The organism is Geothrix oryzae, from assembly GCF_030295385.1.
In the GTDB taxonomy this organism is placed as follows: domain Bacteria; phylum Acidobacteriota; class Holophagae; order Holophagales; family Holophagaceae; genus Geothrix; species Geothrix oryzae.
Window position 1 is genome coordinate 2,076,553 of record NZ_AP027079.1, and the last position, 26,755, is coordinate 2,103,307.

Genomic DNA, 26,755 nt, shown 5'->3' on the forward strand with positions numbered 1-26,755 from the left:
GGGGCTCCGTGGGACCTAGGCCGGCACGGAAGTCCGGATCAGGTGGTCGAAGGCGCCCAGGCTGGCCTTGGCACCCTCGCCCATCGCGATGATGATCTGCTTGAAGGGCACCGTGGTCGCGTCGCCGGCGGCGAAGACGCCGGGCACCGAGGTCTGACCCCGCGAATCGACCTCGATCTCGCCGCGCGGCGAGAGGTCCACCGTGCCCTTGAGCCAGTCGGTGTTGGGCAGCAGGCCGATCTGGACGAAGATGCCCTCCAGGTCGAGCACATGGGATTCGCCGCTGGTCCGGTCCCGGTAGGCGAGGCCGACGACCTTCCGCCCGTCGCCCAGGACTTCGGTGGTCTGCGCCGAGGTCACCACGGCCACATTCGGCAGACTGTAGAGCTTCTTCTGCAGGACGGCATCGGCCCGGAGGTCCCGGTCGAATTCGATCAGCGTGACATGGGCCGTGATGCCGGCCAGGTCGATGGCGGCCTCCACGCCGGAGTTCCCGCCGCCGATCACGGCCACGCGCTTGCCCTTGAACAGCGGGCCGTCGCAGTGGGGACAATAGGCCACCCCCTTGGTGCGGTACTCCTGCTCGCCCGGCACCTTCATCTCCCGCCACCGGGCGCCGGTGGCGAGAATCACGGCCCGGCTCTTGAGGACCGCCCCGCTCGCCAGGCGCACTCCGATGAGGCCGTCGATCCCGGCCGGAATCAAGGCCTCGGCCCGCTGCAGATGGATGATGTCGACCTCGTACTCGCGGACATGCTGCTCGAGGGCCAGCGCCAGCTTGGGCCCCTCGGTCCCCTTCACTGAAATGAAGTTCTCGATGCCCAGCGTGTCCAACACCTGCCCGCCGAAGCGCTCGGCCACCACGCCCGTGCGGATGCCCTTGCGGGCGGCGTAGATCGCGGCGGCTGAGCCTGCCGGGCCGCCGCCGACCACCAGCACCTCGAAGGCCTCCTTCCGGCTGAGCTTTTCCGCTTCCCGCTCTGCGGCGCTCGCGTCCAGCCGAGCCAGGATCTCCTCCGCGCTGGTGCGCCCCTGGCCGAAGGCCTCCCCATTCAGGAAGATCGCCGGCACGCCCATGATCTGGCGGGCATCGACTTCAGCCTGGAAGAGCGCCCCGTCGATCATCTCCGCTTCAAAGTCCGGATGGAGCGCGGCCATCGCATTGAGAGCCTGTACCACCTCCGGGCAGTTGTGACAGGACAGCGAAACGAAGGTCTCGAAACGAAATCGGCCCTCCAGGCCACGGATCTGCTCGACGACCTCCGCTTCCAGTTTGGGGGGATGACCACTGACCTGCAGGAGCGCCAGCACCAGCGAAGTGAACTCGTGGCCCATGGGAAGGCCCGAGAAATGCACGCGCGGAACCTCGCCCACCCGGCTGATGCCGAACGAGGGCCGGCGGGGGTGGAGCCCGTCCGTGCGGAGGCCCACCTTGTCGGAGAGTGCCGCGACCTCCTGGAGCAAGACGAGCATCTCGGCGGACCTGGTGCCGTCATCGAGCGAGGCGACCAGCTCGATCGGCCGGACGAGTTTTTCAAGGTAGGTCTTCAACTGGGCCTTGATGTCTGCCGTGAGCATCGTCGTCCTCCAAAGGAAGGTGCTGCCGGAACGCCCGGGTCAGGCGTCCCTCCTGCCCGGCAGAGGATCCCGGAGCCTGGGCCCCGGGATCCTCTGCGCTGTGGGCCGTCAGGGTGCCTGGGGCCCGTCAGATCTTGCCGACGAGATCCAGCGAGGGAGCCAGAGTGGCCTCGCCTTCCTGCCACTTCGCCGGGCAGACCTCGCCAGGGTGGCTGGCGACATACTGGGCGGCCTTGATCTTGCGGAGCAGCTCTTCGGCGTTGCGGCCCACGCCGCCGGCATTGATCTCAATGATCTGGATCCTGCCTGCCGGATCGATCACGAAGGTGCCGCGCTCGGCCAGGCCGGCCTCTTCGATGAGCACGCCGAAGTTCCGCGAGATCGCCTGGGTCGGGTCGCCCACCAGCGGGTACTTGATCTTGCCGATGGTTTCCGAGGTGTCGTGCCAGGCCTTGTGGGTGAAGTGGGTGTCGGTGGACACGCCGTAGACTTCCACGCCCAGCTTCTGGAATTCGGCGTAGTGGTCGGCCAGGTCGCCCAGCTCGGTGGGGCAGACGAAGGTGAAGTCGGCGGGATAGAAGAAGAACACGGACCACTTGCCCTTCAGGTCGGCCTCGCTGACGGGAATGAATTGACCGTTCTGGAAGGCCGTGGCCGAAAAGGGTTTGATCTCGGTGTTGATCAAGGACATCGTCATCGGGCTTTCTCCTGAGGAACCGCAAGCGGCGGTTCTCGGAAAGAGCCAAGCTCGTGCCAAGCGTATAAATCAATTATTATGAATATTTATTTTATTGATGCCGCGCTTGGCGTTCGCCGATTCCCGGCATGCCGAGAGCGCCATTCCCGATATGTCGAGAAGGGCCGGTCCCGCCCAGAATGAGGAGCCGGGATTCGAATCAGACCCGTTCACCCCAGGGGCTCGGCTCCCCCATCCCCCACCGGGCTTCGTACCAGACCTTTTCGAGGCAGAGCCCACCCGGAGGCGCCGTGAGGCCCGCCCGGGTGCGGTCCCGAGCGGCGAGCAGCGCCCCCAGCGAATCCGGGCGCCGGCGTCCCCGGCCCACCTCCACCAGGGTGCCCGTCATGATACGGACCTGGTGCATGAGGAAGCTGCTGCCTTCGAAGATGAGCTCCACGCCACCCTCCATGGGTGCGAGGCGGAGGTCGTGGAGGGTCCGCACCGGCGTTTTCGCCACGCACTCCACGCAGCGGAAGCTCGAGAAATCATGGGTGCCCAGCAGCGGAGGCACGGACTCCGCCATGGCCTGCAGGTCCAGCGGCGCGGCCTGGCGGACATGCCACCGGAAGGGGGCCAGCAGGGGATCCTCCACGGGTCCCAGGCCCAGCCGGTAGACATAGCGCTTGGCCACCGCGTGCTGGCGGGGGAAGAAGGCCTCCGGCGCCGGCTTCGCGGCCATCACCCGGATGTCCCGGGGGAGGTGCGCGTTCAGAGCCGCGAGCAGGCGGTAGGGATCCCAGGCACGGACCGTGTGGACCAGCACGCCCTGGGCCCGCGCATGGACGCCCGCATCTGTGCGCCCCGTGCCCTGGGGCATGGGGGCCTCGGGATCCAGGGCCCGGAGGGCCTTCCACAGGTCCCCCTGGCCGCTCCGCAGGCTCGTCTGGATCTGCCAGCCATGGAAACCCGCGCCCGCATAGGCCACGGTCAGGAAGAAGGGGTACGCCATGCCCCATCATAGGCCGTGGCGGGCCTTTCGCGGATAGGCGCTCCCCAGGGTGCCCGTTCTACGGTGATCTGCGCGATCCATGAGACTTACAGCCGAGCATTTTCGCCCATTCAGATGTTCCATGCTCATCTAGACCTCCCAGGAGTGCCGATCTCCCGTTTTTTTTCGAAGAAAAGCCTTGACCATGCTGCATCTGCGGCGTAGCTTCTTGGCAGTTTAGGAAATACAGTATTCATCGGCTTCTACGGGCCTTTGATATTTCAAAACTCAGCAAGCACGGTCGTCTCCACCTGGGGGCGATTTCGTTTCCCTCAACCTGGGGATGCAATTCCCCAAATTCGGAGGTTTCCATGAACAAGGCTGAACTGGTCAGCGCTGTCGCCGACAAGGCCGGCATCACCAAGGCCCAGGCCGCTGCCGCCCTGGATCAGGTGCTTGGTGGCATCGCCAGCGCCCTGCGCTCCGGCGACAAGGTCACCCTCGTGGGCTTCGGCACTTTCTCCGTCGCCAACCGTGGTGCCCGCACCGGTCGCAATCCCCGCGACAACAAGCCCATCAAGATCGCTGCCAAGAAGGTTGCCAAGTTCAAGCCCGGCAAGAAGCTGGCTGACGAAGTCAACGGCAAGGGCGGCAAGAAGCGCAAGTAGGATCGGCGAGCCGGTTTCGGCCGGTTTCCAGGATCTTCGGGGCCCATTTCGGCGGGCCCCGATTCATGTCAAAGATCTTTTTTGATGCATTATGAATCGAAGATCCCCGGAGCAGGTGATGGGCACCAGCTTTCACTCTCCGAGAATTCTGCTCCTCTAAATCCCGTATTACCTTGCTATGGACCCGAATTCCCACAGGGAACCGGCACCTGTCCGCAATTCAGGCCCCCCGCCCACCCTTCCGATGAGAGGGGGTGTTGCCAGAGGTTTCCATGTCCGACGAAGAGGTCGCCCCCAAGAAGAGCCCCTTGAAGCTGATCATCCTCATCGTGGTCGCGCTGGCGGTCCTCGGTGGGGGTGGGGCGGGCACCCTGTGGTATCTGAAGAAGCGGCGGGCGGCGAAGGAGGCGGCCGAGGCTGCCGCAGCCCAGGCCGCCACCCAGGCCGAAGCGGCTCCGGGAGAGCCGGGCTCCGCCGAGGCGAATCCGGACGACTGCGAGGGCAGCGGCGACGGGAAGGAGGGCGGCGGGCACGGGGGCGCCGAAGCTTCGCCCGTGATGGTGCTGACCCGCACCGTGAACCTCACCGGCCCCCGGAGGAATGCCTTCCTCCGTTGCGAGCTGAACATCCTCTTCTGCGATGCCGAGCTGGGCAAGCTCGTCTCCGGCGACAAGCCCTCCCCCGAGAAGAGCCTCATCCAGTCGATCATCCTGGGTGCCCTCTCCGGCAAGAGCGTGGAGGAGGCTTCGGACGCCGAGTCCCGCGAGGCCCTGCGCCAGGAGATGAAGGACAAGCTCAACGAGCAGTTCAAGCCCCATCCCCCCAAACCCGGCGAGAAGGAAGATCCCAAGCACAAGAAGCCGAAGCGGCCCATCAAGAGCGTGCTCATCGTGGACTGGGCCATCCAGCAGTAGCCGGGGACCTGGCATGCCCGTTGCGGCGCCGGGAACGCGGGTCCATGCTTTGACAGGACCATCGGGAGGGACATGATCAAGCGGGGAGATCGGCTCGAGGTCGACCGCGTGCTCAGCTTTGAGCAGGTGGTGGCGGAGGTCATGCCCTTCATCGAGACCCCTCTCTCGCTGGAGATCCAGCTGGGCCAGGCGCGCATGACCATCCGCGAACTGCTGGACCTGGAGCCGGGCTCCCTGGTGGAGCTCAAGAAGAGCGCCGGCGAACCCATGGATGTCCTCTGCAAGGAGCGCGTCATCATCCGCGGCGAGGTCACGGTGCTGGAAGACACCCTCGGCCTGCGGGTCACCGAGATCGTGGATCCCGACCGCCGGGTTTAAGGGACGGCGGCCATCCTGTGTCATCCTGGGACTTCGCCATGGATGACACCCGCCCCAGCACCCCGCCGGTCGCCCTCTGCCTGGGCGGCATGGATCCGTCCGCCGGCGCAGGCCTGCTGCGCGATGCCCTGGCCCTGGCGGAACTGGGCTGCCAGCCCATGGCCGTGAGCCTCGCCGAGACCCTCCAGAACGGCCTGGCCTGCACCCGCATCGAAGCTCCCGGCCTGGATCCGGTCCAGCGCGTCGAGACCCTGGCCCCGCACCTGGCCGGCCGTTGGGGCCTGAAGCTCAGCCTCTGCGCGCTGGAGGCCCAGGACTTCCGCCGCCTCTGCGCCACCCTTCGCCACCTGGCGCCGCCGGTCCGCATCTGGGACCCCATCCTCGCGCCCAGCGCCGGCGTGGGCCTCCACGACGGGGGGGACCTGCGCCGGATGGCCGGGGACCTGCTGCCCATGGGTGGCTGGGTGGTGAGCCCCAACCGCGGTGAGGCCGCCGCCTTCGCCGGACTCCCGCCGGAGGCCATCCACAGCGCCGCGCCCGAAGTGTTGGCCGCGCCCTGGCTGGAGGCCGGAGCCGCCGCCGTGTGGCTCAAGGGCGGCCATGCCGCCGGCGACCAGGTCCAGGATCTGTGGCTCACGACCGAGGGCACCCGGCTTCTGGAATCAGCACCCCGGCTCCCCGGCGAGCGCCGCGGCACGGGCTGCCTCCTGTCGGCCACCTGGCTGGGCCTCCGGCTCAGGGGCCTGACGGACCTTGAGGCCGCGCAGGGGGCCGCCCGCCGCCTGCGCGACCGCTGGAACCGGGCCTTCGCCCCCGGGGGCGTCGGGCGGCCGATGTTCGCCCCCCTTGCCGCGGAGGCCCGGTGACGGAGACGGAGGGCCGGGGTTTCCTGCTGCGCGCTGCCACCGACGGCCCCTGGGCCGGCTGGGCCGGCTCCCGCTTCCTGGAAGAAGGTCTGGCCTCGGTCCATGCGGCCCCGGGCCGGGCCCTGGCCCGCCTCATGCACCTGGCCTCGCTCCTTCCCGGGGGCTTCGGCCTGGTGTGGGACCACCCCCCGGCCTGGATGGAGGCCCTCCCCGCCGAGTCCCGCCAGGGCTGGTGGGAGGCCATCTCCGCCGTACCCGGCCTCAGCCTGCATGTGGGGCCCGACACGGCGGCCCAGCTCCCCGGGGGCGCCTTCCGCGCCTGGGTACACGCCCCCGGGATGCCCGAGGGACCGATCGGCGAGGCCTGGCGGCACGGGGTTCTCGGTTGGGCGCCCCGGCCTACGCCGGCCTGGCATCTGCCGGATCTCGGAACGCCCGCCCCGGGGGACGAAGTGCCGCCGGGATGGCTCTGGGGGGAGGTGACCCTGCCGCTGGGGGCCCTCTCCACGCTGGCCTCGGGCGAAGCCCTGGTGGCCGCCATGTCCGAAGCCCAGGGTTCGGCTGAGCGGGGCCTGGCCCAGCGGCTGTCGGTGGGCGCCTGGGTGGACCTCCCCTTCTCGCGCCGAGCCGCCGGCTGGCGCGTCGCCCTGACCGGCGGGGTGGAATTCCAGCGGGCGGGCGGCACCTGGGCCGCCGCCTTCGGCCAGCTCCGGGCCCTCAAGGCCCTGCTCCAGGAGCGCCTGCGCACGCCCATCCACCTCGGTGCCGGCAGCGATCCCCGGATGGCCGCCCTCCTCGGCCGGCAGGCCCTCCGGGAAGGCCTGCCCTGGCGAGCCAGCCTGCCGCTTCCCCCCGCACCCGGCGCCTTCACGCCCGGGCTGGCCGCGGATCCGCGGGATCCCGCCCCGCTGGAGGCCCGCGCCCTCCAACCCGCGGCCTGGTCCGACACGCTCGACCACGCGCCCACCATCCTGCTGCGGGTGCCTGCCGTCCCGCCCGAGGCCGGGGCCCAGGCCCTCCTGGCCCAGATCCAGCCGCCGCCGGCCCTGCGCTGGCTGCCCCCGGACCTGCCGCCACCGGCCCCCTTCGATCCCGACCGTCCCTGGGCCGTGCCCGCCGCCTTCCCCTTCCCGGCGGATCCCGGCAATGGCGTCCAGCGCGGGCTCTTCGAAGACCTCGGCTGATACCCTGAGGGCCACCGGAGCCGCCATGTCCGCCGAACACCTCGAACAGCGATCCCGGGTCCGCATCGCCCTCCTGTCCATCGGGGCGGGGATCTGCGTCCTCGGCCTGAAGTATCTGTCCTTCCTGCTGTCCGGCTCCGTGGCCCTGAAGTCCGATGCCATCGAGAGCGTCGTGAATGTGGTGGCGGCCGTGTTCGCCCTGGGGGCCGTGATCTTCGCGGGCAAGCCCGCCGACAAGGATCACCCTTACGGCCACGGCAAGATCGAGCATTTCAGCGCCGCCTTCGAGGGCGGCCTCATCTCGTTGGCGGCGGTGCTCATCATGTTCGAGGCCGCCAAGGGCTTCTTCTACGGCGTGGAGCTCAAGGACCTGGGCCTCGGCCTCACCGTCAACCTGGTGGCCGGCGGCATCAACGGCCTGCTGGGATGGTTCCTGCTGCGCCAGGGACGGAAGACCCGGTCCAAGGCCCTGGAAGCCGATGGCCACCACATCCTTTCCGACTTCTGGACCACCGTGGGCATCGCCACGGGCCTGCTGGCCGTGAAGCTCACGGGCCTCAAGTGGCTGGACCCCGCCATGGCCATGCTCGTGGGCCTGCTATTGGCCCGCACGGGCTTCCGCCTGGTGAAGGAATCCTCCCAGGCCCTGCTCGACATGGAGGATCCCGATGTGCTCGGAAAGGTGCTGGCGGCCATGAACCGGGTGCGCACCTGGGACATCATCGCCGTCCACGAGATGCGCACCTTCCGTTCCGGCCGGTTCACCCATGTGGATGTGCACATCGTCGTGCCTGAGTTCTATCCCGTACGCCAGGCCCACGACCTCTGCGAGGCCTTCGCGAGGAAGTCCCTCGAGGAAGGAGGCGTCGAAGGCGAGGTCCACACCCATGTGGATCCCTGCGGACGCCTCTACTGCGAGCGCTGCCCCGCAGAGGGATGCACCATCCGGATGGCCCCCAAGACCGCCGACGCCGCCTTCGTCCTCGAAGAAGCGACCGCCGCCGGACCGGCCTGATCTCTCCATCCAGAACCTTCCCGCCTCCGAGGTTTCCATGCCCCAGCCGCTGCTGATCGCCAAAGCCGCCTCCGACCTCGTCCTGCTGCCCCGCATGGCCAACCGCCACGGACTCGTGGCCGGCGCCACCGGCACGGGCAAGACCGTGACGCTGCGCACCATGGCCGAGCGGTTCTCCGCCATCGGCGTGCCGGTCTTCCTGGCGGATGTGAAAGGCGACCTGCCCGGCCTCTGCAAGCCCGGCGGAGACAACCCGAAGGTGGCCGAGCGCGTGGAGCAGCTGAAGCTCGAAGGGTTCGAGTACCGAGGCTACCCCGTCGCCTTCTGGGACCTCTACGGCCAGCAGGGCCACCCCGTGCGCACCACCATCAGCGACATGGGCCCCCTGCTCTTCTCGCGGCTGCTGAACCTCAACGACACCCAGGGCGGCGTGCTCAACATGGTCTTCAAGATCGCCGACGACAACGGCCTGCTGCTGCTGGACCTCAAGGATCTGCGCAGCATGCTGCAGTTCGTGGGCGACCATGCCGCCGAGTTCAAGACCCAGTACGGCAATGTCTCCGCCGCCAGCATCGGCGCCATCCAGCGCGGCCTGCTGGAGCTGGAGAGCCAGGGAGCCGAGGCCTTCTTCGGCGAGCCCGCCCTGGACCTGGACGACCTCATGCAGACCGATGCCAAGGGCCGCGGCGTCATCAACATCCTGGCGGCGGACAAGCTCATCAACGCGCCGAAGCTCTACGCCACCTTCCTGCTCTGGCTGCTGTCCGAGTTGTTCGAACGCCTGCCCGAGGTGGGCGACCCCGAGAAGCCCAAGCTCGCCTTCTTCTTCGACGAGGCCCACCTGCTCTTCAATGACGCGCCGGACGCGCTGCTGGACAAGATTGAGCAGGTGGTGCGCCTGGTGCGTTCCAAGGGCGTGGGCGTCTACTTCGTGAGCCAGAACCCCCTCGACATCCCCGAGAAGGTGCTGGGTCAGCTGGGCAACCGCGTGCAGCACGCCCTCCGCGCCTTCACGCCCCGGGACCAGAAGGCCGTGAAGGCCGCCGCCGAGACCTTCCGCGCCAACCCCGAGCTCGATGTGGCCACGGCCATCACCGAGCTGGCCGTGGGCGAGGCGCTGGTCTCCTTCCTGGACGAGAAGGGCCGCCCCGGGATCGTGGCGCGCGCCTTCGTCTGCCCGCCCGAAAGCCAGCTCTCGCCCATCACGCCGGAAGAGCGGAAGCAGATCATCCAGACCTCGGTGCTCGCCGGCCACTACGAGCAGGCCATCGACCGGGAGAGCGCCTTCGAGAAGCTGAAGGTCCGCGCGGAAGAGGCCATGCAGCAGGAGGCCGTCGAGGCCCAGGCGAAGGTGGAGGCCAAGGCCAACAAAGAGCCCGCCCGCCGTTCCGACAGCATGATCGAGGCCTTCGGCAAGAGCGTCATCCGTGCCGCCGGCAGCTCCATCGGCCGCCAGATCATCCGCGGCGTCATGGGCTCTATCTTCGGTGGCGGCGGACGGCGGCGCTAGGCCGCCTGGTGCCTCAGCGCATCGATGGCGGCCATGAGGGCCTGGGCATCGCTGGCGGCATGCAGGTTCTGGCGGAAGCCGTGGCCGCCGGGCACGCCCTTGGTGAACCAGGCGCCGATCTTCTTGATCTTGTGCAGGGCTTCGCGGGGTTCCAGCAGGTCCAGCAGGATCTGGAAGAGGCGCAGGGTGGCGTCGATGCGCATCTCGGTGGTGACCACGAATTCCGGATCCAGGATCTGCCGGAAGAGGAAGGGATTGTAGAGGGCCCCCCGGCCGATCATCACGGCGGCGCAGCCGGTCTCCGCCACCATGCGGTAAGCGTCCGCGGCGGCATTCACATCGCCGTTGCCGATGATGGGGTACGAGGTGCCCGCCTCCACGGCCCGGGCGATGATGCTCCAGTCCGCGTGCCCCTCGTACTGCTGGGCCCGGGTGCGGGGGTGGATGGCCAGGGCCTGCACGCCCGCAGCCTCGAACATCCGCAGGAAATCCAGGAACTCGCCACGGTCCTTCTGCGAGGCGTCCCAGCCCGCGCGCATCTTCACCGTCACGGGGATCTTCACGGCCTTCACCATGCCCGTGACGCAGCGCTCCGCCAGGCGGATGTCCCGCAGCAGCGCCGAACCCGCGCCCCCCTTGGTGACATTGCTGGCCGGGCAGCCCATGTTCAGATCCACCAGGTCGGCACCGGCGGCTTCGCAGAGCGCCGCGCCCTCCGCCAGGGCCTCGGGGCGTCCACCGGAGATCTGCATGGACAGCGGCCGCTCGCCCGTGGCCGCCATCATCTTCTCCGCCTTCACCGCATGCCGGATCAGCGCCTCGCTGCTGATCATCTCCGACACCACGAGCCCCACGCCGCCGATCTCCCGGATGAACTTGCGGAAGGGCTGGTCCGTGATCTCGTGCAGCGGCGCCATGACCAGGCGGTTCGGCACCTGGACATCGCGGATCTGGAAGGGGGAGTGGGGAAAGGTCAAGGGAATGCTTTCAGATGACCTTCCAGTTTAACCCGATGCGCCCCTTGTCCCGTCCCTGGATTTTGGAAACACAGAGGTGCTAACCGCAGAGGGCACATAGAAATGCGGTTGAGGTTCTTCCCCGCGTCCTCTGCGCCCTCAGTGGTAATCGGCTTTCCGGCACTACCGCCGCGGGGGCGGCTCTTGGAGATTCGCCAGGAACTCGTCGTTGGTCTTGCTCTTGCCCAGCCGGTCCACCAGCAGTTCCATGCTTTCGCTGGGGCCGCTGGCGCTGAGGACCTTGCGGAGCACCCAGATCTTGGCCAGCTTGGCGGGCTCGATGAGCAGATCTTCCTTGCGGGTGCCGGACTTCTGGATGTCCATGGCGGGGAAGATGCGCTTGTCGCTGAGCTTGCGATCCAGCACGATCTCGCTGTTGCCCGTGCCCTTGAACTCCTCGAAGATCACATCGTCCATGCGGCTGCCGGTCTCGATGAGGGCCGTGGCCACGATGGTGAGCGAGCCGCCGCCCTCGATGTTGCGCGCGGCCCCGAAGAACCGCTTGGGCCGCTGGAGCGCGTTGCTGTCCACGCCGCCTGAAAGCACCTTGCCGCTGGGCGGCACCACAGTGTTGTAGGCGCGGGCCAGGCGGGTGATGGAGTCCAGCAGGATCACCACATCCTTCTTGTGCTCCACCAGGCGCTTGGCCTTTTCGATGACCATCTCGGCCACCTGGACATGGCGGGTGGCCGGCTCGTCGAAGGTGCTGGAGACCACCTCGCCCTTGACGCTGCGCTCCATGTCGGTGACTTCCTCGGGCCGCTCGTCGATGAGCAGGACGATGAGGAAGACCTCGGGGTGGTTGGCGGTGATGGAATTGGCGATGTTCTGCAGCAGCACCGTCTTGCCCGTGCGGGGCGGCGCCACGATCAGGGCGCGCTGGCCCTTGCCGAGGGGCGTCATCAGGTCCATGACGCGGGTGCTCAACTCCTGGGCGTCCCGCTCCATGCGCAGGTGATGCTTGGGGTAGAGGGGCACCAGATCGTCGAAGTGGAGGCGATCCTTCGCCGTCATCGGGGGATCGAAGTTCACCGCATCCACCCGCAGCATGGCGAAGAACTTCTCGCCTTCCTTGGGGGCGCGGATCATGCCGGACAGGGTGTCGCCCGTGCGGAGGTTGAACTTCCGGATCTGGCTGGGGGAGATGTAGATGTCCTCGGGCCCGGCGAGATAGTTCGCGTCAGGGCTGCGGAGGAAGCCGAAGCCCTCGGGCAGCACCTCCAGCACGCCCTCGGCGAAGAACTGGCCCTCGCGCTCGGCCTGGGCCTGCAGTACCCGGAACACCAGCTCCTGCTTGCGCATGGAGAGCGGGCTGTCGATGTCCAGCTCTTTCCCCAGTTCGGCAAGCTTGCCGATGGAGAGTTCCTTGAGCTCTTGCAAGCTCAGAACGGTCGGAGACTGAGAAGGGGTGGCCATAGGTCACCTCGGGGGCAGGCGAGTCAGGAGTGGCTCGGGGAAGAAGGTATGGTAGGCCAGATTCTCCTATCGGCCAAACCCGGCATCGTCTTTATCCAGGAAACGCCGAATCCTGGCCGTGTATTTTTTGGGATTCTCTACAGGGTAGGCGTGTCCGATGTCCGGCACCACCTCGAATCGGCTGCCCGGAATGTGCCGGGCCGTCTCGAGGCACTTCCAGGGCGGCGTCAGCAGGTCCTCGGCCCCGCAGAGCAGCAGCACCGGTGCCTGGATGGCCCCCAGCCGCTCCCGGATGTCCCATCCCTGGGTCCCCCGGATCTGGTGGAGGTTGCCGTGCAGGGGCTTGTCGCCGCCCGTCACCACCTGGTGGTAGGCCCGGAGGACGCCGTGCCGGGCCTCCAGGAAGCCGTCGCCCCACAGGAAAGGCGCCACGGCGTCGAACTGCATCAGGGGGCCGCCGACCTCCAGGCAGCGGGCCCAATGCTCGGCCTTGAGGCTCATGGCGAAGTCGAAGCGGCACATGGCGCTGGTGAGGACGGCTCCCGCGAAGGCCTCCGGGTGCGCGGTGAGCAGCTCCAGGCTCATGGCGCTGCCGTTCGACAGGCCCAGCAGCCAGGGCCGTTCCACCCTCAGGGTTCCGAACAGCTCCCAGGCCTCCTGGGCCAACAGGGCCGTGGGATAGGGGCCCTCCAGCGGGGCGTCGGACTTCCCCTGCCCCCGGCTGTCGAAGGTCAGGATGCGGTAGCGGTCCGCCAGCCCCGGCAGCACCCCGGCCCACATGGTGGTGTCCGACAACAGGCCGTTGAGCAGCACCACCCAGGGCCCCTCCGGATTCCCCTGAACGCGGTAGTGGAGCTTCAGGCCTGAAGCCAGCGTGGCGAAGGTGGGCTGGGCCCGCATCAGCCCCTCAGCTCCGCGGGCTGGTACTGGCGCTCGAACCGCCAGGCGCCGGCCTCCCAGCGGATCACTGTGCAGCTGGCCTTCTTCACCTCGAGACCCCGGCCCGTGAGGTGGAAGATCAGCTCGCCCAGAAAGGGCTGGTGGCTGACCAGGGCCAGCACGCCTTCCGGGGCTTCGGCCGCGAGCCCGCGCAGCCAGAGGTCCGCCTGGGCCGGGCGGCCGTCCGGCACCAGCCCGAGGGAAGTCTCCATGGGGAAGCCCCCGGTGGCCTCCTGGAGGCAGGCCATGGTCTCCATGGCGCGGCGGTAGGGGCTGCTGAAGCCTCGGGTGGGCGCGTGGCCGAAGGCGGCCAGGCCCCGCATGGCCGCGCGGGTCTTCCGCCAGCCCTCCTCGGTCAGGGCGCGGTCCGCATCGCGCTGGCCGGGGCGCGGATCCTCGGCGATGCCATGACGGATGAGCAGGAGTGTGGCCATCCCGCGATCTTACCGCTTCCGCGACGCCTTCCAGGCCAACCGAGTGGCGTGCCGGCGATGGGCCGCGAGATAGCGGGCGTCTTCGGCGTAGGTGGTGGGATAGATCGGCGGCACCGGCTGGGGTCGCAGCTCGTCGTCCACATTCGCGAAGGTGAAGATACAGCTGTTGGAGAGATTCGTCTGGGTCCGGTCCCGGCTCACCCGGATGATGTCGGTCTCCACGCAGACGCTGGTGCTTCCCGAGTAGACGGCCCGGCTCAGGAACTGCAGTTTGTCGCCCATGCGCACGGGCTGCACGAAATTGATGCGGTTCACGGCCACGATCACCGGGCGGTGGGGGGCCACCTGCTCCGCGCAGATGGCCGACTGCTCGTAGGCCTGCCGGATCAGGTGTCCGCCGAATATCTTGGTGGGCACATTCTCGTGCTCGGGATAGGTGCGCTCCCACCCGCTGGTCACGCAATCGCCCGCCATCAGGCCCTGGAACCCGGGCTTGTCCTGGGCCGCATGCAGGGCCATCAGCAGGGAATACTCCTCCCGGCTCGGCGGTTCCTGGGCCTGGTGCAGCTGCTGGCGGTAGCCCTCACGCCGGGCGATGGCCCGCTCCCAGCGCCGCACGGCCAAGGCATCGCTCGATTCGAAGGCGGGCAGGATGAGGCTCTCGGCGCCCGCGCCCGTGGTGCTCCGGGCCACCATCGTGAAATAGCAGGAGGCGATGTGCGCCGGTGGACTGCCATCCGGGCCGGCGGCGTGTTCGACGCGGATGCCCACCTCCAGGCTGGTGCGTCCCACGAAATTGACCCGGGCCCGGAACACCAGGTCGCGGTTCACATCCGCGGCACTGCGCACATAGATGTTGTCGATGGCGGCCGTCACCACCCGGGCCTGGGGATGGGCGCGGCGCACATAGTCGAGGGCGCATTCCTCCGCCAGCTTGTCGAGGACCTCCAGGATCAGGCCGAAGCGCACATTGGCCGGGAGGTCCTCATCGAGCAGCATGAAGCGCCGCCGGAGGGAGGGATCGGAACCGAGGGGAAGCGTGAGGACGCGATCGTCGGGGAGGGCCATGAATCAGTATGCCCGATCCGGGATTTCTCCTGGGTTTTCAAGGGATTTCGTGCGACACTAATTGTTTGGGCCCCTCCCGGCTGGCGCTGTTCGCCAATAGAGACTGCCACCTCGGCACACTCGCAGGGATAGCCCCGGGAGATACCAGTGAGTGAGATGACTTTTGCGGCCCTCGGCTGCAGCGAAGCCCTGTTGGCCGCCCTGGCCAAGCGCGGTTTCGAGACCCCCATGCCCGTCCAGGCCCAGACCATCAAGCCGGGCCTCGAAGGCCGCGACCTGCTGGTGCAGAGCCGCACCGGGTCCGGCAAGACCCTGGCTTTCGGCCTGCCCCTGCTGCAGCGCCTGTCGGACGAGCGCCACACCCAGGCCCTCATCCTCGCCCCCACGCGCGAGCTGGCCCAGCAGGTGGGCGCCGAGCTGCACACCCTCGTGCCCAAGCTGCCCATCGCCAACCTCGTCGGCGGCGTGGCCTACCCGCCCCAGCTCCGGGCCCTGCAGATGGGTTCGCCCGTGGTCGTGGGCACGCCGGGCCGGGTGAAGGACCACCTGGACCGCGGCACCCTCGACCTGAGCCGCGTGAGCATGATCGTCCTCGACGAGTGCGACGAGATGCTGAACATGGGCTTCCTCGAGGATGTGGAGACCATCCTCGCCAAGGTGCCCGCCGGCCCGCAGACCTACCTGTTCTCAGCCACCCTGCCCGTCCCCATCGCCAAGCTGGCCAAGCGGTTCCTCAAGGATCCCGTGCAGATCCAGCTGGCCGAGGCGGGCGAGTCCGCCGTCCACGCCGACATCGCCCACACGCCCGTGCTGGTGCCCGATCACCAGCAAGTGCGGGCGCTCGTGAACCTGCTGCTCCGCGATCAGCCCAGCTCCGCGCTGATCTTCACCAAGACCAAGGCCCAGACCGAGGAAGTCGCCGAGGAGCTGACGGTCTCGGGCCTGCCCGCGGCCTTCCTGCACGGCGACCTGGCCCAGGCCACCCGCACCCGCATCCTGGGGCAATTCAAGGACGGCAAGCTGCGCTACCTGGTGGCCACGGATGTCGCGGCCCGCGGTCTGGACATCGAGGGCCTCCCCCTGGTGGTGCATGTGGGCATCCCCACCCAGCTCGAGAACTACATCCACCGCAGCGGCCGCACGGGCCGCGCCGGTGCCAAGGGCACCAGCCTGGCCCTGGTGGGCTGGAAGGAGAGCCGCATCCTGCTGGCCTGGGGCCGCCGGGGCGGCCTCAAGCTCGACTGGCGCGCCGTGCCCACGCCCGCGGAGATCCGCGAGGCCCAGACCGCCAAGCTCCTGGAGGGCATCCAGGGCGCCGCCAGCGCGGCCCTGCTCAGCCAGGCCGCCCAACTACTGAAGGATGCCGATCCCGTTCGCCTGGTGGCGGGCCTGCTGGGCCTGGTCCAGTCCGAACAGTCCGCCGGTTTCGACCTGCCCAATGAGCCCGAGCGCAAGGCCAAGCCCCGCTTCGACTCACCCCGCGAGCGCAAGGAGGGCGGCCCCCGCCCCCAGCGAACCTATGCCGAACGCGCGGCGGCGCGCGGGACCGAACGCGCCCCTTACGGCGACGGCGCCCGCCCCGATTCCACCTTCTCCAAGACCCGTCCCGACGGCAGCTTCAAACCCCGCCGCGACTTCGAGGACAAGCCCCGTCCCTATGTGAAGCCGAAGGCTGACGCCCCCTCGGGCCCGCGCAAGACCTGGGAGGACCGCCCCGCCGCCAAGGACGCGCCGCGCCCCTGGAAGACGGCCCCCGCGAAGACCTGGAAGAAGAAGGGCTGAGCTGACCCCAGCGACTCGACCCGGCGCCGCTCAGCGGCGCCGAGTCAGCGTATAGACCGCCTCCACCCGGAAGAAGCGCCCGGCGTCCCGGCCCGCGTAGAAAGTGCCCGGATCCAGACGCTCCCAGAGCAGGTGGCCCTGCCAGCGGTCCGTCAGCGTGAGATCCACCCGCGCTTCGAGGAGCCGCCCCCGACCCAGGCCCGGCGCGAAGACGGCTCCCCTGGCCGTGGCGGGCTCAAAGGCCCGGAGCCAGAAGGCGCTGGCCCGCAACCCCAGGCGAGCGTGGGGCCAGGCCTGCACCGTGGCCTCCCACATCCGCAGGTTCGACCAGCTGGCCACGCCCGCCTCCGGCACCTGGCTATAGACATAGAGTTCGCTCCACTTCGGCCAGCGACTGAAGAGCGGGTCCCAACCCTCGCGGGCGGGCGTGGCGGGATCGTCCCCGGAAAGCCCCACCCAGCCGAGGGTCACCTCGGGGCGCAGGGAATGCTCGAAGGCGCGCGTGACCTTCGCCTGCGCCCCCCAGGCACGAATGGTGGAAGATGGCTCCGAGGTGCCGGGGTGGCCTTCCTGTCGCCCGGATTGGAGCGCCCCTTCGGCGGTCACCGTCAGGCCCCGGGCCAGGGGTTCGGATAGCCGTGCCCCCAGCGTCTCGACCCGGCGATCCGGGGTGAAGAGGGGATCCGCCGAGGCGCGGACATCGCGGCGCTCGGTCTTGTGGAAGGCGTAGGCCTGGAGGTCCCGGCCCGCCTTCCGCCAGGTCGCGTAGACCCCGAGGGCGGCCTCGTCCCGCTCGTTCAGCAGCTGCCGTTCCTTCGGGTTCCCAGATTCGTTCAGGCGCGGCAGGTAGCGGTCCTTGAACGGATCCGAGATGGCGAGCAGCTCGACCTTCAGGTCTCCCGAGGTCCAGGCGAGGTCCAGCGCATTGACATACGCCGCGCGACTCCCGTCCAGGGCCCCGCCATCCCAGAGCACGAACCCATCCCCACGCATGAGGGTCTGACGCCCCGCCCGCAGCGACCAGGCCGATCCCGGGTGCCAGTCCAGGTAGAAGGTCTCGAAGGCCACTTCGCGGCCATGGACCGCCTGATCCGGTCGGACCAGCTTCCGGTTCTCGTTCACCAGCCCCGCCGCGAAGGTGAAGTCCCGGCCGACGGGCACCAGCGCCCAGAGCCTCGTCCGGAAGCGGTACTGGATCCGCTCATCCGGCGTGGCCGTCCGGTGGTCGGTCAGGTTGTCCCAGGATTCCGAGCGCACCCGCTCCTGGAACCCGAACTCCAGCCTGGAGGGCGGTTCCTGGGCCAGCAACGGGCCGGCGCTGAGGCAGAGAATGGACAGGGCTCGGGCCAGGGACACAGTGCGCTCCAGCCCTTCAGCATCGCAAACCTAAGCCGTAGTCCCCGTCACAAGGTGGCGGGGGCATGGGAAATTAGGCCTGGACGAGGGGCTAGGCGTTCGGATCGCTGGCGCCCAGGTCCACGGGCTTGGGTTCCTCCACGGGCTTGGGGCGGCCCCAGATGCGAACCTCCACCGGCTGGCCGTTGGCCTTGTCACGGGCCTCCCGCACCTTCTGGATGGCCTCGGCGTCACTGCCGGACCGGGGCGCCGTGCCGGGCTTGAAGGCCAGGTGCAGCACCCGGTCGGAGGTGGCGGAGGTCGCCAAGAGGCCGGTATAGCGGTCCACATCGGCCCATTCCATGCCCTCCGGAGCCTGGAATTCCTCCCGCGGAGTGGTGGGGAGGGCCGCCTTCATGAAGTCGATCCAGATGGGCAGGGCCACCTTGGCGCCGTCGGCCCCGCGGAAGATGGTCTTCTTCTCGTCCAGACCCACCCACACGCCGCACACCACGCGGGTGGAGAAGCCGATGAACCAGCCGTCGGTGTGGTCGTCGGTGGTGCCGGTCTTGCCCGCCACGGGCCAGCCCACCTCGTTGCTGCGGGCGCCGGTGCCGCTGGTGGCCACGCCCTGGAGGCACTGGATGAGCTGGAAGGTGCTCTGCGGATCCAACACCTGCTCCGTGGCGCTGCCGCCGTGGCTCTCCAGCACGCGGCCGTTGCGGTCCACCACCTTCTTGATCAGGAAGGGCGCAGGCGACTGCAGTCCGCCGTTGGCGATGGTGGCGTAACCGCGCACCATCTCCTTCAGGGTGAGGTCGGCCGACCCGAGGGCCATGCTGGGATAGGGCGGGATGGTGCCGGTGATGCCGCACTTCCGCGCGAAATCGATGACATTCAGGACGCCGACATCATCCAGCGTGCGGACCGCCGGCACATTGCGCGAATCGCGCAGGGCTTCCCAGATGGGGATGGGCCCCCAGAAATCGCGCTCGTAGTTCTTGGGCTCGTAGGGCTTCACATTGGAACGCAGGGGCTTGAATTCCGAGGTGCCGTCCGGATTCGTGACCGTGAGGAAATCCACGGTGTCGAGGAACCGCGTGGGCACATCCTGGACCATGGTGGCGGGTGTCTTTCCGGCCGTGAAGGCGGCGCCGTACACGAAGGCCTTCATGGTGGAACCCACCTGCCGCAGGGCCTGGGTGGTGCGGTTGAACTTGGAGCGGTTGAAGTCGTAGCCGCCCACCATGGCGCGGATCTCGCCGGTCTTGGGATCCACCGCCAGGAGAGAGCCCTCCACCGAGGGGTCCTGATCCAGTTCCAGCGTCTTCGGCGTGCCATCCTCCGCGGTCTTCACCGTGAAGAGCGGCGCGGCGCCCCGGGGCAGCAGCTTCTGGAGATCCTTGCCGGCCCAGGCGAAGGCGGTGTCGGGTACTTCGAGGGTGGCCTTGCCGATGCGCACCTGCGCCTTGCCGCCCTTCCAGCCGAGGATGACGCCTCGGACGCCGTCGCCCGGCTCGAGGTAGCGCTTCCAGCCGTTCAGCTGGGTGGTCTCGGGGTCCGTGACGAACTGCACCCCCTCCTTGCGGAAGCCTCGGCGGCGGTCCACGGCCTTGACGCCGGCCCGCACCGCATCATTGGCCGATTCCTGCCAGAAGCTGTCCAGCGTGGTGGTGACCTCCAGACCGCCGTTCAGCACCTGCTCGCGGCCGTATTTCTCGTAGAGATACTTGCGGACCTCTTCCACCGCGTAGGGAGCCACGGCCTCCTCGTGGGCGTTCTCCCGGGCGAGGCGGATGGGCCGCTCCAGGAGCAGGCTCGCCTCCTGGGGTTTCAGGTAGCCTTCCTTGGCCATGCGGATGACCACATGGTCCCGCCGGCTCCGCACCAGCCGGCGGATCGCCGGGTCGTTGGAGTAGGGGTTGTAGTAGGCGGGGTTGTTGATGATGCCGGCCAGGAGGATGCACTCCTCCACATTCAGCTGCGGGGCGCTCTTCCCGAAGTAGAACTGCGCGGCCACTTCGATGCCGTACCGGGTGCCGCCGAACCACACCTCGTTGGCGTACATCTCCATGATCTGCTTCTTGGAGTAAGCCTTCTCCAGCTTGCGGGCGAGGATGATCTCCTTGAGCTTGCGGTCCAGGCGCTTCTGCCGCTTGGCCGTCACGGTGCGGATGAGCTGCATGGTGAGGGTGGAGCCGCCCTCGCGGCGGCGGCCGAAACTGGCGACGAAGTTCCAACCGGCGCGGGCGATGCCCCGCCCCGAGACGCCGCTGTGCCCCCAGAAGTCGGCATCCTCCGTGGCCACCACGGCGTTGACGAAGGCCTTGGGGATGTCCCCGTAGGGGATCACCACGCGGTGCTCCTCGGCGAAGATGCCGATGACATTGCCGTTCTGATCCAGCACCTTGGTGATGGTCTTGGGCACCCGCAGGGCGAACAGCGTGAGGAAGCTGTCGGCATCGCGGGACAGCACGGACCAGGACACAGCGAAGGCCGCAGCGCCCACGGCGATGACGGCGGCCGTGGCCACGAGGGCCCGGCGCAGCCAGTGGCGGGAGAGGATGGAGGAGGTCGCCGACGCGGAAGCCATGCCCCAAGGATAGCGGTAGAGTGATGCCATGCCCCAGCGACTGATCCTCGTGGCCAAGGTCAAATCCCCGCACCTGGGGTCCACCCTGCGCGAAGCGCTGCCCCCCTTCCTGGAGCGGGGCTGGACCGTGACCGGCGAGCGGGCCCTGGCCGAACCCTGGGCCATGGCGGGGCTGGACCCGGCGCGGCTCACCCTCGATGAGGAGCTGGGCGCCTCCCAGCCGCCCGCGGCCCTCTGCCTCGTGCTGGGTGGCGATGGCACGCTGCTCCATGCGGCCCGCCGCGTGGGCCTGCGGGGCACCCCGATCCTGGGCATCAACCTGGGTTCCCTGGGCTTCCTCACGGCCCACCCCGTCGAGGGCGCGCGCGCGGCTGTCGAGGCCTTCCTCGCCGGCTCGCTCCTGCCCGATGTGCGGCCCATGCTGGAAGCCGAGCTGTGGCGGGGGGACGAACTGTTGGCGCGCCACACCGTTCTGAACGACGCCGTCGTGGCCAAGGGCGCCCTCGCCCGCATCATGGACATGCACCTGCGGGTGGGCGCGCAGGACGCCGGCCCCATCAAGGCCGACGGGCTCATCGTGGCCACGCCCACGGGCTCCACGGCCTACGCCCTGTCCGCCGGCGGCCCCATCCTCCATCCCAGCCTCGAGGCCTTCGTCATCGCCCCCATCTGCCCGCACACCCTGACCCTGCGTCCCTCGGTGGTGCCCGCCGACCGCCCCATCTCGATCACCCTCGAAGAGGCCGAGGACGCCCACCTCACCCTGGATGGCCAGGTGGGCCTCAAACTGCTGCCCGGCGACCAGGTGCGCCTGCGCCAGGCCGAGGCCAGGATCACGCTGCTCCAGCAGCCCGGCCTCGATTTCTTCGCCCTGCTCCAGCAGAAGCTGCACTGGGGAGACCGGTAGGGTCAGCCTCCCGGCTCCAAGCCTGCGGTCTGCCCCCCACAGACCGCCCACCCCGGGGCCCATTCCCGACCTTTTGGTCGGCGGTGGTCTGCGATCCAGCCCGCTTGTGACCACGCGCACATGGGGCGGGCCTGACACTTCCCCCAAGTAGGACCTGCGTCCCTGCATGGAGTTTCCATGGCTCTCAAAGAACGACCCAAACCCTTTCTGCTGCCGGAGTATTGCAAGGGCTGCGGCCGGTGCCTCGACGCCTGCGCCAAGGACTGCATCACGCTCAGCGACCAGATCAACCCCCTGACGGGCCTGGTGCCCGTGGAGCTGGACCTGGCCAACTGCAACGCCTGCGGTCTGTGCATGGACGCCTGCCCCGAGCCCTACGGCCTGCGCCCCGCCCATGAGGGCGAGATCCAGGACTTCGAACTCGAGGATCCGGCCAAGCTCTTCGGTGTGAAGCCCAGCGATGCGCCCGAGCCCATCGATCTGCCTTCCGAAGTCCTGCCCCTGCCCCGCACGGAGCCCCTGGTCATCAAGGGCACCTACGCGTCGGCCCTGGGCGCCCTGCTGGCCGGTTGCCGCCATGTCTACGGCTACCCCATCACCCCCTCCACCGAGGGCGCCGAGCTGATGGCCAAGTTCCTGCCCAAGCTCGACGGCACCTTCATCCAGGCCGTCAGCGAAGTGGCCACGGTGAACATGATGTACGGCACCGCCGGCGCGGGGCTGCCCACCATGACCTTCACCTCCTCGCCGGGCTTCAGCCTGATGCTGGAAGGCGTCTCCTACATGATCGGCGCCGAACTGCCGGGCGTCTTCGTGGATGTCATGCGCGGCGGGCCGGGCCTGGGCAACATCGCTCCCGAGCAGTCCGACATCAAGCTGGCCTGCCACGGCCTGGGCCACGGCAACACCCACGCCATTACCCTGGCCCCTGCCACGCCCCAGGAGATGCTCGACCTCACCATCCTGGCCTTCGAGCTGAGCTTCAAGTACCGCAACCCCGTGATCCTGCTGGGCGACGGCTACCTGGGCCAGATGACGGGCAAGGTGCAGCTGCCCGAGACCATGATCAAGCCCGGCATTCCCAAGTGGGCGGTCTACGGCGATGCCATGCACCGCAAGAATGTCATCACCTCGATCTTCCTCACGGAGACCGATCTCGAGGCGCACAATGTGCACCTCAATGCGAAGTACGAGGCCATGAAGGTCGAGGCGCGCTCCGAATCCTTCCTGTGCGACGACGCCGAAGTGGTCCTCATCGCCTGCAACACGCCGGCCCGCACGGCCAAGGGCGCCGTGCAGGACCTGCGCAACCAGGGCGTCAAGGCCGGCCTCTTCCGGCCCATCACCCTCTGGCCCTTCCCCGTGGAAGAGCTGAAGAAGGCCATCCACGGCACCCAGCGCATCGTGGTGGTCGAGGCCAGCGCCGGGCAGCTGGAGGATGAGGTGCGCCTCGCCCTCAGCAAGGCCGGCGTCCGTCAGTTCCCCGAGATCGAATCGGTCCGCCGCATGGGCGGCATCCTGCCCCAGCAGAGCGAGATCATGACCCGGGTCCTGGGTCAGAAGGAGGTGCTCGCATGAGCAAGGCCAGCGTCTTCTACGACAAGTTCGAGCGCCACTCCCACGGCGAGGGCCTGAAGGGCCACGCCACCCACTACTGCCCCGGCTGCGGCCACGGGCTGGCCCACAAGTACCTGGCCGAGGCCATCGACGAGCTCGGCATCCAGGACCGCACGGTGGCCATCAGCCCCGTGGGCTGCTCCGTGTTCCTCTACTACTACTTCGATGTGGGCAACAGCCAGGCCGCCCACGGCCGCGCCCCCGTGGTCGCCCTCGGCCACAAGTTCGCCAACCCCGAGAGCGTGGTCATCAGCTACCAGGGTGACGGCGACCTGGCCTCCATCGGCCTGGCCGAGACCATCGCCACCGCCCAGCTCGGCGCCCCCATCACCGTCATCTTCATCAACAACGCCATCTACGGCATGACCGGTGGCCAGATGGCCCCGACCACCCTGATGGGCCAGTCCAGCTCCACCAGCCCCGCGGGCCGCAACGAGTACAACGGCCAGCCCATGAAGATGGCCGAGATCATCGCGGGCCTCGACGGCCCCGTGTATGTGGAGCGCGTCGCGCTCTTCGACGCCAAGCAGCGCATCAAGGCCAAGAAGGCCATCCAGAAGGCCATCAAGCTCCAGGTGGAGGGCCGCGGCTACTCCTTCATCGAGGTGCTGGCCGAGTGCCCCACCCACCTGAAGATGGACCCCGAGGCCACCGCCAAGTGGGTCAAGGAGTGCATGGAGCCCGTCTATCCCCTCGGCGTGAAGAAGGACATCACCGTCGAGCCCTGGTTCAAGCGCAACCCGCCCTGCTTCAAGGGCGAGAAGCTCCTCAGCCTGGCCGGCGCCACCTCCGAGCACTCCGATCGCTTCTGCCAGGGCTTCCCCACCCACCTCGACGCCCAGGACATCTCGCTGAAGCTGGCGGGATCCGGTGGCGACGGCGCCCAGACCGCAGCCATGCTCATCGCCCGCGCCGCCATCAGCGAGGGCTTCGACGCCACCCACATCCCCAGCTACGGCCCCGAAAGCCGCGGCGGCACATCCTACGCCGATGTGCATGTGGCCAAGGACGAGGTGCTGAACCCGGGCTCCCCCGATCCCCAGGTGCTCATCGCCTTCAACACGCCCAGCCTCGTCAAGTTCGGCCCCACGGTCCGCAAGGGCGGCTTCGTGATCTACGACAGCTCCGTGGTCACGGAGGCCCCCGTGCTGGATCCCAGCATCAAGGTCTTCCCCGTGCCCTTCACGGGCATCGCCACCGATCTGGGCAAGGCCGTGGTGAAGAACATCGTGGCCCTGGGCGCCCTGCAAGCCGCCACGGGCATCTTCCCCAAGGACACCCTCCTCACCGCCATCCGCGTGGCCCTGAAGGACAAGTGCGCCCTGATCCCCCTCAACGAAGAAGCTTTCGCCTGGGGCATCAAGTCGGTGGAAGCCCTCGACAAGTAGCTCGGCATCTCCCCCGGAGGCAGCCATGACGGAACCCGCCATCCAGACCACCCTCAGCACCGAGGAATGGAAGCTCGTCATGGCCCTCCGGGAGATCCCGGACAGCCCGCTCCGCACGAAGGTCTCCGGTCTCATGGGCGAGCTGGTGCGCTTCATCCAACAGCCCCGCTGCCTCGGCATGCAGAGCGACGGCTTCCCCTGCGGCACGCCCCACACCAGCTGCGAAGAGTGCCAGCACATGCTGAAGGTGCTCGACGACCTCGCGGCGCGGGTGCCCGCTCAGGATTAGAGAGCCTGCCCATTCCCGTGAGGTCGCGGAGAGGAGAGTCGAGCTAGGATGGGGGGTTTCGGTTTGCCGCCGATTCCCGGAGACGCCCCCCCATGAGCTGGATGACCAGTCCCGAGGCCTGGATTGCCCTGTTGGCCTTGACGGTCCTAGAGATCGTCCTGGGCATCGACAACATCATCTTCATCTCGATCCTGGCCGGGAAGCTCCCTGCAGACAGGCAAGCCAAGGCGCGGCAGACCGGACTGCTGCTTGCGATGGGCATGCGCATCGTGCTGCTCATGTCCATCGCCTGGATCGTGAAGCTCACGAATCCGCTGTTCCAGATCCTGGGGCACGGATTCTCGGGGCGGGACCTCATCCTGCTCGGCGGCGGACTCTTCCTGATCGCCAAGTCGACGCACGAGATCCACCACAAGCTCGAAGGCATCGAAGGCGCGTCCGTGAAGAAGGTCGCCCCCTCCTTCTCGGGGGTCCTGATCCAGATCATGCTGCTCGACATCGTCTTCTCCCTCGACTCGGTGATCACCGCGGTCGGCATGGCCCAGGACCTCGCGGTCATGGTCATCGCCGTCGTCATCTCCGTCGGCGTGATGATGCTGGCGGCCAAGCCCATCGGCGATTTCGTCGAGGCGCACCCGACGCTGAAGATCCTCGCCCTCAGCTTCCTCCTCCTCATCGGCACCACGCTCGTGGGCGAGAGCACCGGAATGCACATCCCCAAAGGCTATGTCTACTTCGCGATGGCCTTCTCGCTGCTGGTGGAGATGCTGAACCTGCGGCTGAGGGTCAAGGCAAAACCCGTCCATCTGCACTCAGAATGGGTCGAAGAGCCGAGAAGAGGCCCGGACCTGAAGCCCTGAAGCCGGGGACCTAGAGTCCGCCCCGCAGGTTGGCGAAGGTGCGCAGGCCTTCCTCGGCGGGCTTGAGCAGGGCCACGAGGCGCCCCTCGTGCAGAGCCCGCAACGGCGCTCCGGGATCCGGAAAGCCTTCGGGCAGGGCCCAGGTGGGGGGAACCGACTCGCCCACGGGAATGGCCCGACCATGGCTCAGATGCCCCGCCTCTTCCTCCGTCAGCAGGCGGGAGGGGCACCAGGGCAGCAGGTCCGCGCCGGCGACAAGCCGCTCCTGATCGGTGCCGGGATCGGTCCAGGGGCCGATGGCGGTGCGATGCAGGGCCGTCAGGTGCGCGCCGCAGCCCAGCACGCGGCCCAGATCCCGGGCCAGGCTCCGCACATAGAACCCGCCGCGGCAGGTGATTTCGAGGGTGCTGGCCCGCGGCAGGTCATGGGCGATCCAGCGGGCGGACAGCAGGAAGACGCGGCAGGGTTTCATCACCACCACTTCGCCGCGATGGGCCTTCCGGTAGGCCGCCTCGCCATCGATCTTCTTGGCGCTGGTGGCGGGAGGCACCTGGTCGGTCCACCCCAGGAAGGGGGCCAGGGCGGCCTCCAGGGCCTCGGGCGAGAGCCGGGGCTCGGCGGCATCCGAGGCGGGCTTGCCATGCAGATCGCAGGTGTCCGTTTCCAGACCCCAGGCCACTTCGGCCACATAGGTCTTCGGCAGCGGATGCATCAGCTCCATCAGCCGCGTAGCCTGGCCCGCCAGCACCAGCAGCAGGCCGTCCGCGAAAGGATCCAGCGTGCCGCCGTGCCCCAGGGCCAGCTTCTTCTGGCCGGCCTCGAAGGCCCGGCGCTTGAAGCCCCGGATCACATCAAAACTGCTCTGGCCCACGGTCTTGTGGACGAGGTGGATGCCGGATTCGATCATTCAGGCTTCCGGTTCGGGTTCCGCAGGCCGCGCGGCCCGCTCCTTCTCGATCTCATCGAGCAGGGACTCCAGGTGATTCCCCTCTTCCAGCGTGCCGTCCGGGAAGAAGCGCAGCTCAGGCACCCGCTTCATCTTGAGGCGCGAGGCCAGCTGGCTGCGGAGGAAGCCCGCCGCCCGGCCCAGGGCCTTGCGCGTGAGCGCGTCCTGGGCCTCCTGGTCGCCGCCGTTCGGGGGCAGGACCGTGAAATAGACCCGGGCCATGCTGCGGTCCGGCGTCAGGCGCACGGCCGTGAGGGTAAGGAAGCCGAGCTCCGGATCACGGAGCTCGCGCTGGATGAGGGTCGACAGCAGGAAGTGGACCTGGTCTTCAAGGCGTTCTGGGCGTTGCATGCTTTTCCTTTGCAATCCCCATTGTAGCCGACCG

25 protein-coding genes are annotated in these 26,755 nt (G+C 68.3%); 13 read left to right on the forward strand and 12 right to left on the reverse strand.

What is annotated here, in order from left to right:
• Nucleotides 1-15: 15 nt before the first annotated feature.
• From ahpF to truA, 3 genes are all read right to left on the reverse strand, one after another.
• The gene (gene ahpF, locus QUD34_RS09615) at nt 16-1,578 is read right to left on the reverse strand and encodes an alkyl hydroperoxide reductase subunit F (RefSeq protein ID WP_286353483.1); all 1,563 of its coding nucleotides are present in this window, start codon (nt 1,576-1,578) and stop codon (nt 16-18) included.
• Nucleotides 1,579-1,705: 127 nt separating this feature from the next.
• Nucleotides 1,706-2,269 carry an alkyl hydroperoxide reductase subunit C gene (gene ahpC / locus QUD34_RS09620; protein WP_286355991.1) on the reverse strand — a complete coding sequence of 188 codons (564 nt, stop codon included), beginning with the start codon at nt 2,267-2,269 and terminating at the stop codon, nt 1,706-1,708.
• Between the two features lie 205 nt (nt 2,270-2,474).
• Nucleotides 2,475-3,266, reverse strand: a complete 792-nt coding sequence (truA, locus tag QUD34_RS09625) for a tRNA pseudouridine(38-40) synthase TruA (protein ID WP_286353484.1) — start codon at nt 3,264-3,266, stop codon at nt 2,475-2,477.
• Between the two features lie 350 nt (nt 3,267-3,616).
• On the opposite strand from truA, the gene QUD34_RS09630 reads away from it, so the two are divergent.
• The 7 genes from QUD34_RS09630 (at nt 3,617) to QUD34_RS09660 (ending at nt 9,780) form a co-directional block, all read left to right on the forward strand.
• Entirely contained in the window at nt 3,617-3,913 is a 297-nt protein-coding gene (locus QUD34_RS09630) for an HU family DNA-binding protein (protein WP_243285920.1), read from the forward strand.
• A gap of 272 nt (nt 3,914-4,185) precedes the next feature.
• Nucleotides 4,186-4,827 (forward strand): flagellar basal body-associated FliL family protein, encoded by a 642-nt coding sequence (locus QUD34_RS09635; protein ID WP_286353485.1) that lies wholly within the window; start codon nt 4,186-4,188, stop codon nt 4,825-4,827.
• A 72-nt stretch (nt 4,828-4,899) separates the two neighbouring features.
• Nucleotides 4,900-5,205 (forward strand): FliM/FliN family flagellar motor switch protein, encoded by a 306-nt coding sequence (locus tag QUD34_RS09640; RefSeq protein WP_286353486.1) that lies wholly within the window; start codon nt 4,900-4,902, stop codon nt 5,203-5,205.
• A 38-nt stretch (nt 5,206-5,243) separates the two neighbouring features.
• Entirely contained in the window at nt 5,244-6,071 is an 828-nt protein-coding gene (locus QUD34_RS09645; RefSeq protein WP_286353487.1) for a bifunctional hydroxymethylpyrimidine kinase/phosphomethylpyrimidine kinase, read from the forward strand.
• On the forward strand, nt 6,068-7,255 hold the full coding sequence (locus QUD34_RS09650) for a hypothetical protein (RefSeq protein ID WP_286353488.1): 1,188 nt from the start codon (nt 6,068-6,070) through the stop codon (nt 7,253-7,255). The genes QUD34_RS09645 and QUD34_RS09650 overlap by 4 nt, the downstream gene beginning before the upstream one ends.
• A 25-nt stretch (nt 7,256-7,280) precedes the next feature.
• Nucleotides 7,281-8,270, forward strand: coding sequence for a cation diffusion facilitator family transporter (locus QUD34_RS09655; RefSeq protein WP_286353489.1), 990 nt, complete (start codon nt 7,281-7,283; stop codon nt 8,268-8,270).
• A gap of 37 nt (nt 8,271-8,307) precedes the next feature.
• Nucleotides 8,308-9,780: a helicase HerA-like domain-containing protein gene (locus QUD34_RS09660; protein WP_286353490.1), complete on the forward strand. Its 1,473-nt coding sequence runs from the start codon at nt 8,308-8,310 to the stop codon at nt 9,778-9,780.
• On the opposite strand, the gene dusB is transcribed toward QUD34_RS09660, so the two are convergent.
• The 5 genes from dusB to QUD34_RS09685 form a co-directional block, all read right to left on the reverse strand.
• Nucleotides 9,777-10,757 (reverse strand): tRNA dihydrouridine synthase DusB, encoded by a 981-nt coding sequence (gene dusB, locus QUD34_RS09665; protein ID WP_286353491.1) that lies wholly within the window; start codon nt 10,755-10,757, stop codon nt 9,777-9,779. The two genes, QUD34_RS09660 and dusB, sit on opposite strands and share 4 nt — an antisense overlap.
• Before the next feature lie 162 nt (nt 10,758-10,919).
• Complete coding sequence (gene rho, locus QUD34_RS09670; RefSeq protein WP_286355992.1) at nt 10,920-12,182, reverse strand: transcription termination factor Rho; 1,263 nt, start codon at nt 12,180-12,182, stop codon at nt 10,920-10,922.
• A gap of 96 nt (nt 12,183-12,278) precedes the next feature.
• A complete protein-coding gene (locus QUD34_RS09675; RefSeq protein ID WP_286353492.1) occupies nt 12,279-13,112 on the reverse strand; it encodes an alpha/beta fold hydrolase in 834 nt (277 codons plus the stop codon).
• Nucleotides 13,112-13,585: a SixA phosphatase family protein gene (locus QUD34_RS09680; protein ID WP_286353493.1), complete on the reverse strand. Its 474-nt coding sequence runs from the start codon at nt 13,583-13,585 to the stop codon at nt 13,112-13,114. Before QUD34_RS09680 ends, QUD34_RS09675 begins: the two co-directional genes overlap by 1 nt.
• Before the next feature lie 9 nt (nt 13,586-13,594).
• Nucleotides 13,595-14,653: an acyl-CoA thioesterase gene (locus QUD34_RS09685; RefSeq protein WP_286353494.1), complete on the reverse strand. Its 1,059-nt coding sequence runs from the start codon at nt 14,651-14,653 to the stop codon at nt 13,595-13,597.
• 156 nt (nt 14,654-14,809) lie between these two features.
• Between QUD34_RS09685 and QUD34_RS09690 the strand changes: the two genes are divergently transcribed.
• Nucleotides 14,810-16,435, forward strand: a complete 1,626-nt coding sequence (locus QUD34_RS09690; RefSeq protein WP_286353495.1) for a DEAD/DEAH box helicase — start codon at nt 14,810-14,812, stop codon at nt 16,433-16,435.
• A 30-nt stretch (nt 16,436-16,465) separates the two neighbouring features.
• Here QUD34_RS09690 and QUD34_RS09695 read toward each other — a convergent pair whose 3' ends face one another.
• Nucleotides 16,466-17,791: a hypothetical protein gene (locus tag QUD34_RS09695; protein ID WP_286353496.1), complete on the reverse strand. Its 1,326-nt coding sequence runs from the start codon at nt 17,789-17,791 to the stop codon at nt 16,466-16,468.
• A 91-nt stretch (nt 17,792-17,882) separates the two neighbouring features.
• A complete protein-coding gene (locus tag QUD34_RS09700; RefSeq protein WP_286353497.1) occupies nt 17,883-20,393 on the reverse strand; it encodes a penicillin-binding protein 1A in 2,511 nt (836 codons plus the stop codon).
• Here QUD34_RS09700 and QUD34_RS09705 point away from each other — a divergent pair.
• The 5 genes from QUD34_RS09705 to QUD34_RS09725 all read left to right on the forward strand — a co-directional run bounded on the left by QUD34_RS09705 (nt 20,392) and on the right by QUD34_RS09725 (nt 25,424).
• Nucleotides 20,392-21,270 (forward strand): NAD(+)/NADH kinase, encoded by an 879-nt coding sequence (locus QUD34_RS09705; protein WP_286353498.1) that lies wholly within the window; start codon nt 20,392-20,394, stop codon nt 21,268-21,270. The two genes, QUD34_RS09700 and QUD34_RS09705, sit on opposite strands and share 2 nt — an antisense overlap.
• 177 nt (nt 21,271-21,447) lie before the next feature.
• A complete protein-coding gene (gene vorB, locus QUD34_RS09710) occupies nt 21,448-22,848 on the forward strand; it encodes a 3-methyl-2-oxobutanoate dehydrogenase subunit VorB (protein WP_286353499.1) in 1,401 nt (466 codons plus the stop codon).
• Entirely contained in the window at nt 22,845-24,275 is a 1,431-nt protein-coding gene (locus tag QUD34_RS09715; protein WP_286353500.1) for a 2-oxoacid:acceptor oxidoreductase family protein, read from the forward strand. Before vorB ends, QUD34_RS09715 begins: the two co-directional genes overlap by 4 nt.
• A 25-nt stretch (nt 24,276-24,300) precedes the next feature.
• Complete coding sequence (locus tag QUD34_RS09720) at nt 24,301-24,564, forward strand: hypothetical protein (protein WP_286353501.1); 264 nt, start codon at nt 24,301-24,303, stop codon at nt 24,562-24,564.
• Nucleotides 24,565-24,656: 92 nt separating this feature from the next.
• The gene (locus tag QUD34_RS09725) at nt 24,657-25,424 is read left to right on the forward strand and encodes a TerC family protein (protein ID WP_286353502.1); all 768 of its coding nucleotides are present in this window, start codon (nt 24,657-24,659) and stop codon (nt 25,422-25,424) included.
• Nucleotides 25,425-25,434: 10 nt separating this feature from the next.
• Here the strand turns inward: QUD34_RS09725 and truB are convergent, their stop codons facing one another.
• Nucleotides 25,435-26,331 carry a tRNA pseudouridine(55) synthase TruB gene (truB, locus tag QUD34_RS09730; protein ID WP_286353503.1) on the reverse strand — a complete coding sequence of 299 codons (897 nt, stop codon included), beginning with the start codon at nt 26,329-26,331 and terminating at the stop codon, nt 25,435-25,437.
• Nucleotides 26,332-26,721, reverse strand: a complete 390-nt coding sequence (rbfA, locus tag QUD34_RS09735; protein ID WP_286353504.1) for a 30S ribosome-binding factor RbfA — start codon at nt 26,719-26,721, stop codon at nt 26,332-26,334.
• Between the last annotated feature and the right edge of the window lie 34 nt (nt 26,722-26,755).

Excerpts from the sequence above, each read along its gene's own strand:
- truA (WP_286353484.1), bottom strand. The coding sequence starts at position 3,266 with ATGGCGTACCCCTTCTTCCTGACCGTGGCCTATGCGGGCGCGGGTTTC.
- QUD34_RS09660 (WP_286353490.1), top strand. The coding sequence starts at position 8,308 with ATGCCCCAGCCGCTGCTGATCGCCAAAGCCGCCTCCGACCTCGTCCTG.
- ahpC (WP_286355991.1), bottom strand. The coding sequence starts at position 2,269 with ATGTCCTTGATCAACACCGAGATCAAACCCTTTTCGGCCACGGCCTTC.
- QUD34_RS09715 (WP_286353500.1), top strand. The coding sequence starts at position 22,845 with ATGAGCAAGGCCAGCGTCTTCTACGACAAGTTCGAGCGCCACTCCCAC.
- QUD34_RS09645 (WP_286353487.1), top strand. The coding sequence starts at position 5,244 with ATGGATGACACCCGCCCCAGCACCCCGCCGGTCGCCCTCTGCCTGGGC.
- QUD34_RS09725 (WP_286353502.1), top strand. The coding sequence starts at position 24,657 with ATGAGCTGGATGACCAGTCCCGAGGCCTGGATTGCCCTGTTGGCCTTG.
- QUD34_RS09690 (WP_286353495.1), top strand. The coding sequence starts at position 14,810 with ATGACTTTTGCGGCCCTCGGCTGCAGCGAAGCCCTGTTGGCCGCCCTG.
- QUD34_RS09685 (WP_286353494.1), bottom strand. The coding sequence starts at position 14,653 with ATGGCCCTCCCCGACGATCGCGTCCTCACGCTTCCCCTCGGTTCCGAT.
- QUD34_RS09640 (WP_286353486.1), top strand. The coding sequence starts at position 4,900 with ATGATCAAGCGGGGAGATCGGCTCGAGGTCGACCGCGTGCTCAGCTTT.
- QUD34_RS09655 (WP_286353489.1), top strand. The coding sequence starts at position 7,281 with ATGTCCGCCGAACACCTCGAACAGCGATCCCGGGTCCGCATCGCCCTC.
- ahpF (WP_286353483.1), bottom strand. The coding sequence starts at position 1,578 with ATGCTCACGGCAGACATCAAGGCCCAGTTGAAGACCTACCTTGAAAAA.
- QUD34_RS09705 (WP_286353498.1), top strand. The coding sequence starts at position 20,392 with ATGCCCCAGCGACTGATCCTCGTGGCCAAGGTCAAATCCCCGCACCTG.
- QUD34_RS09675 (WP_286353492.1), bottom strand. The coding sequence starts at position 13,112 with ATGCGGGCCCAGCCCACCTTCGCCACGCTGGCTTCAGGCCTGAAGCTC.
- QUD34_RS09635 (WP_286353485.1), top strand. The coding sequence starts at position 4,186 with ATGTCCGACGAAGAGGTCGCCCCCAAGAAGAGCCCCTTGAAGCTGATC.
- QUD34_RS09680 (WP_286353493.1), bottom strand. The coding sequence starts at position 13,585 with ATGGCCACACTCCTGCTCATCCGTCATGGCATCGCCGAGGATCCGCGC.
- QUD34_RS09720 (WP_286353501.1), top strand. The coding sequence starts at position 24,301 with ATGACGGAACCCGCCATCCAGACCACCCTCAGCACCGAGGAATGGAAG.
- vorB (WP_286353499.1), top strand. The coding sequence starts at position 21,448 with ATGGCTCTCAAAGAACGACCCAAACCCTTTCTGCTGCCGGAGTATTGC.
- QUD34_RS09630 (WP_243285920.1), top strand. The coding sequence starts at position 3,617 with ATGAACAAGGCTGAACTGGTCAGCGCTGTCGCCGACAAGGCCGGCATC.
- rbfA (WP_286353504.1), bottom strand. The coding sequence starts at position 26,721 with ATGCAACGCCCAGAACGCCTTGAAGACCAGGTCCACTTCCTGCTGTCG.
- truB (WP_286353503.1), bottom strand. The coding sequence starts at position 26,331 with ATGATCGAATCCGGCATCCACCTCGTCCACAAGACCGTGGGCCAGAGC.
- QUD34_RS09700 (WP_286353497.1), bottom strand. The coding sequence starts at position 20,393 with ATGGCATCACTCTACCGCTATCCTTGGGGCATGGCTTCCGCGTCGGCG.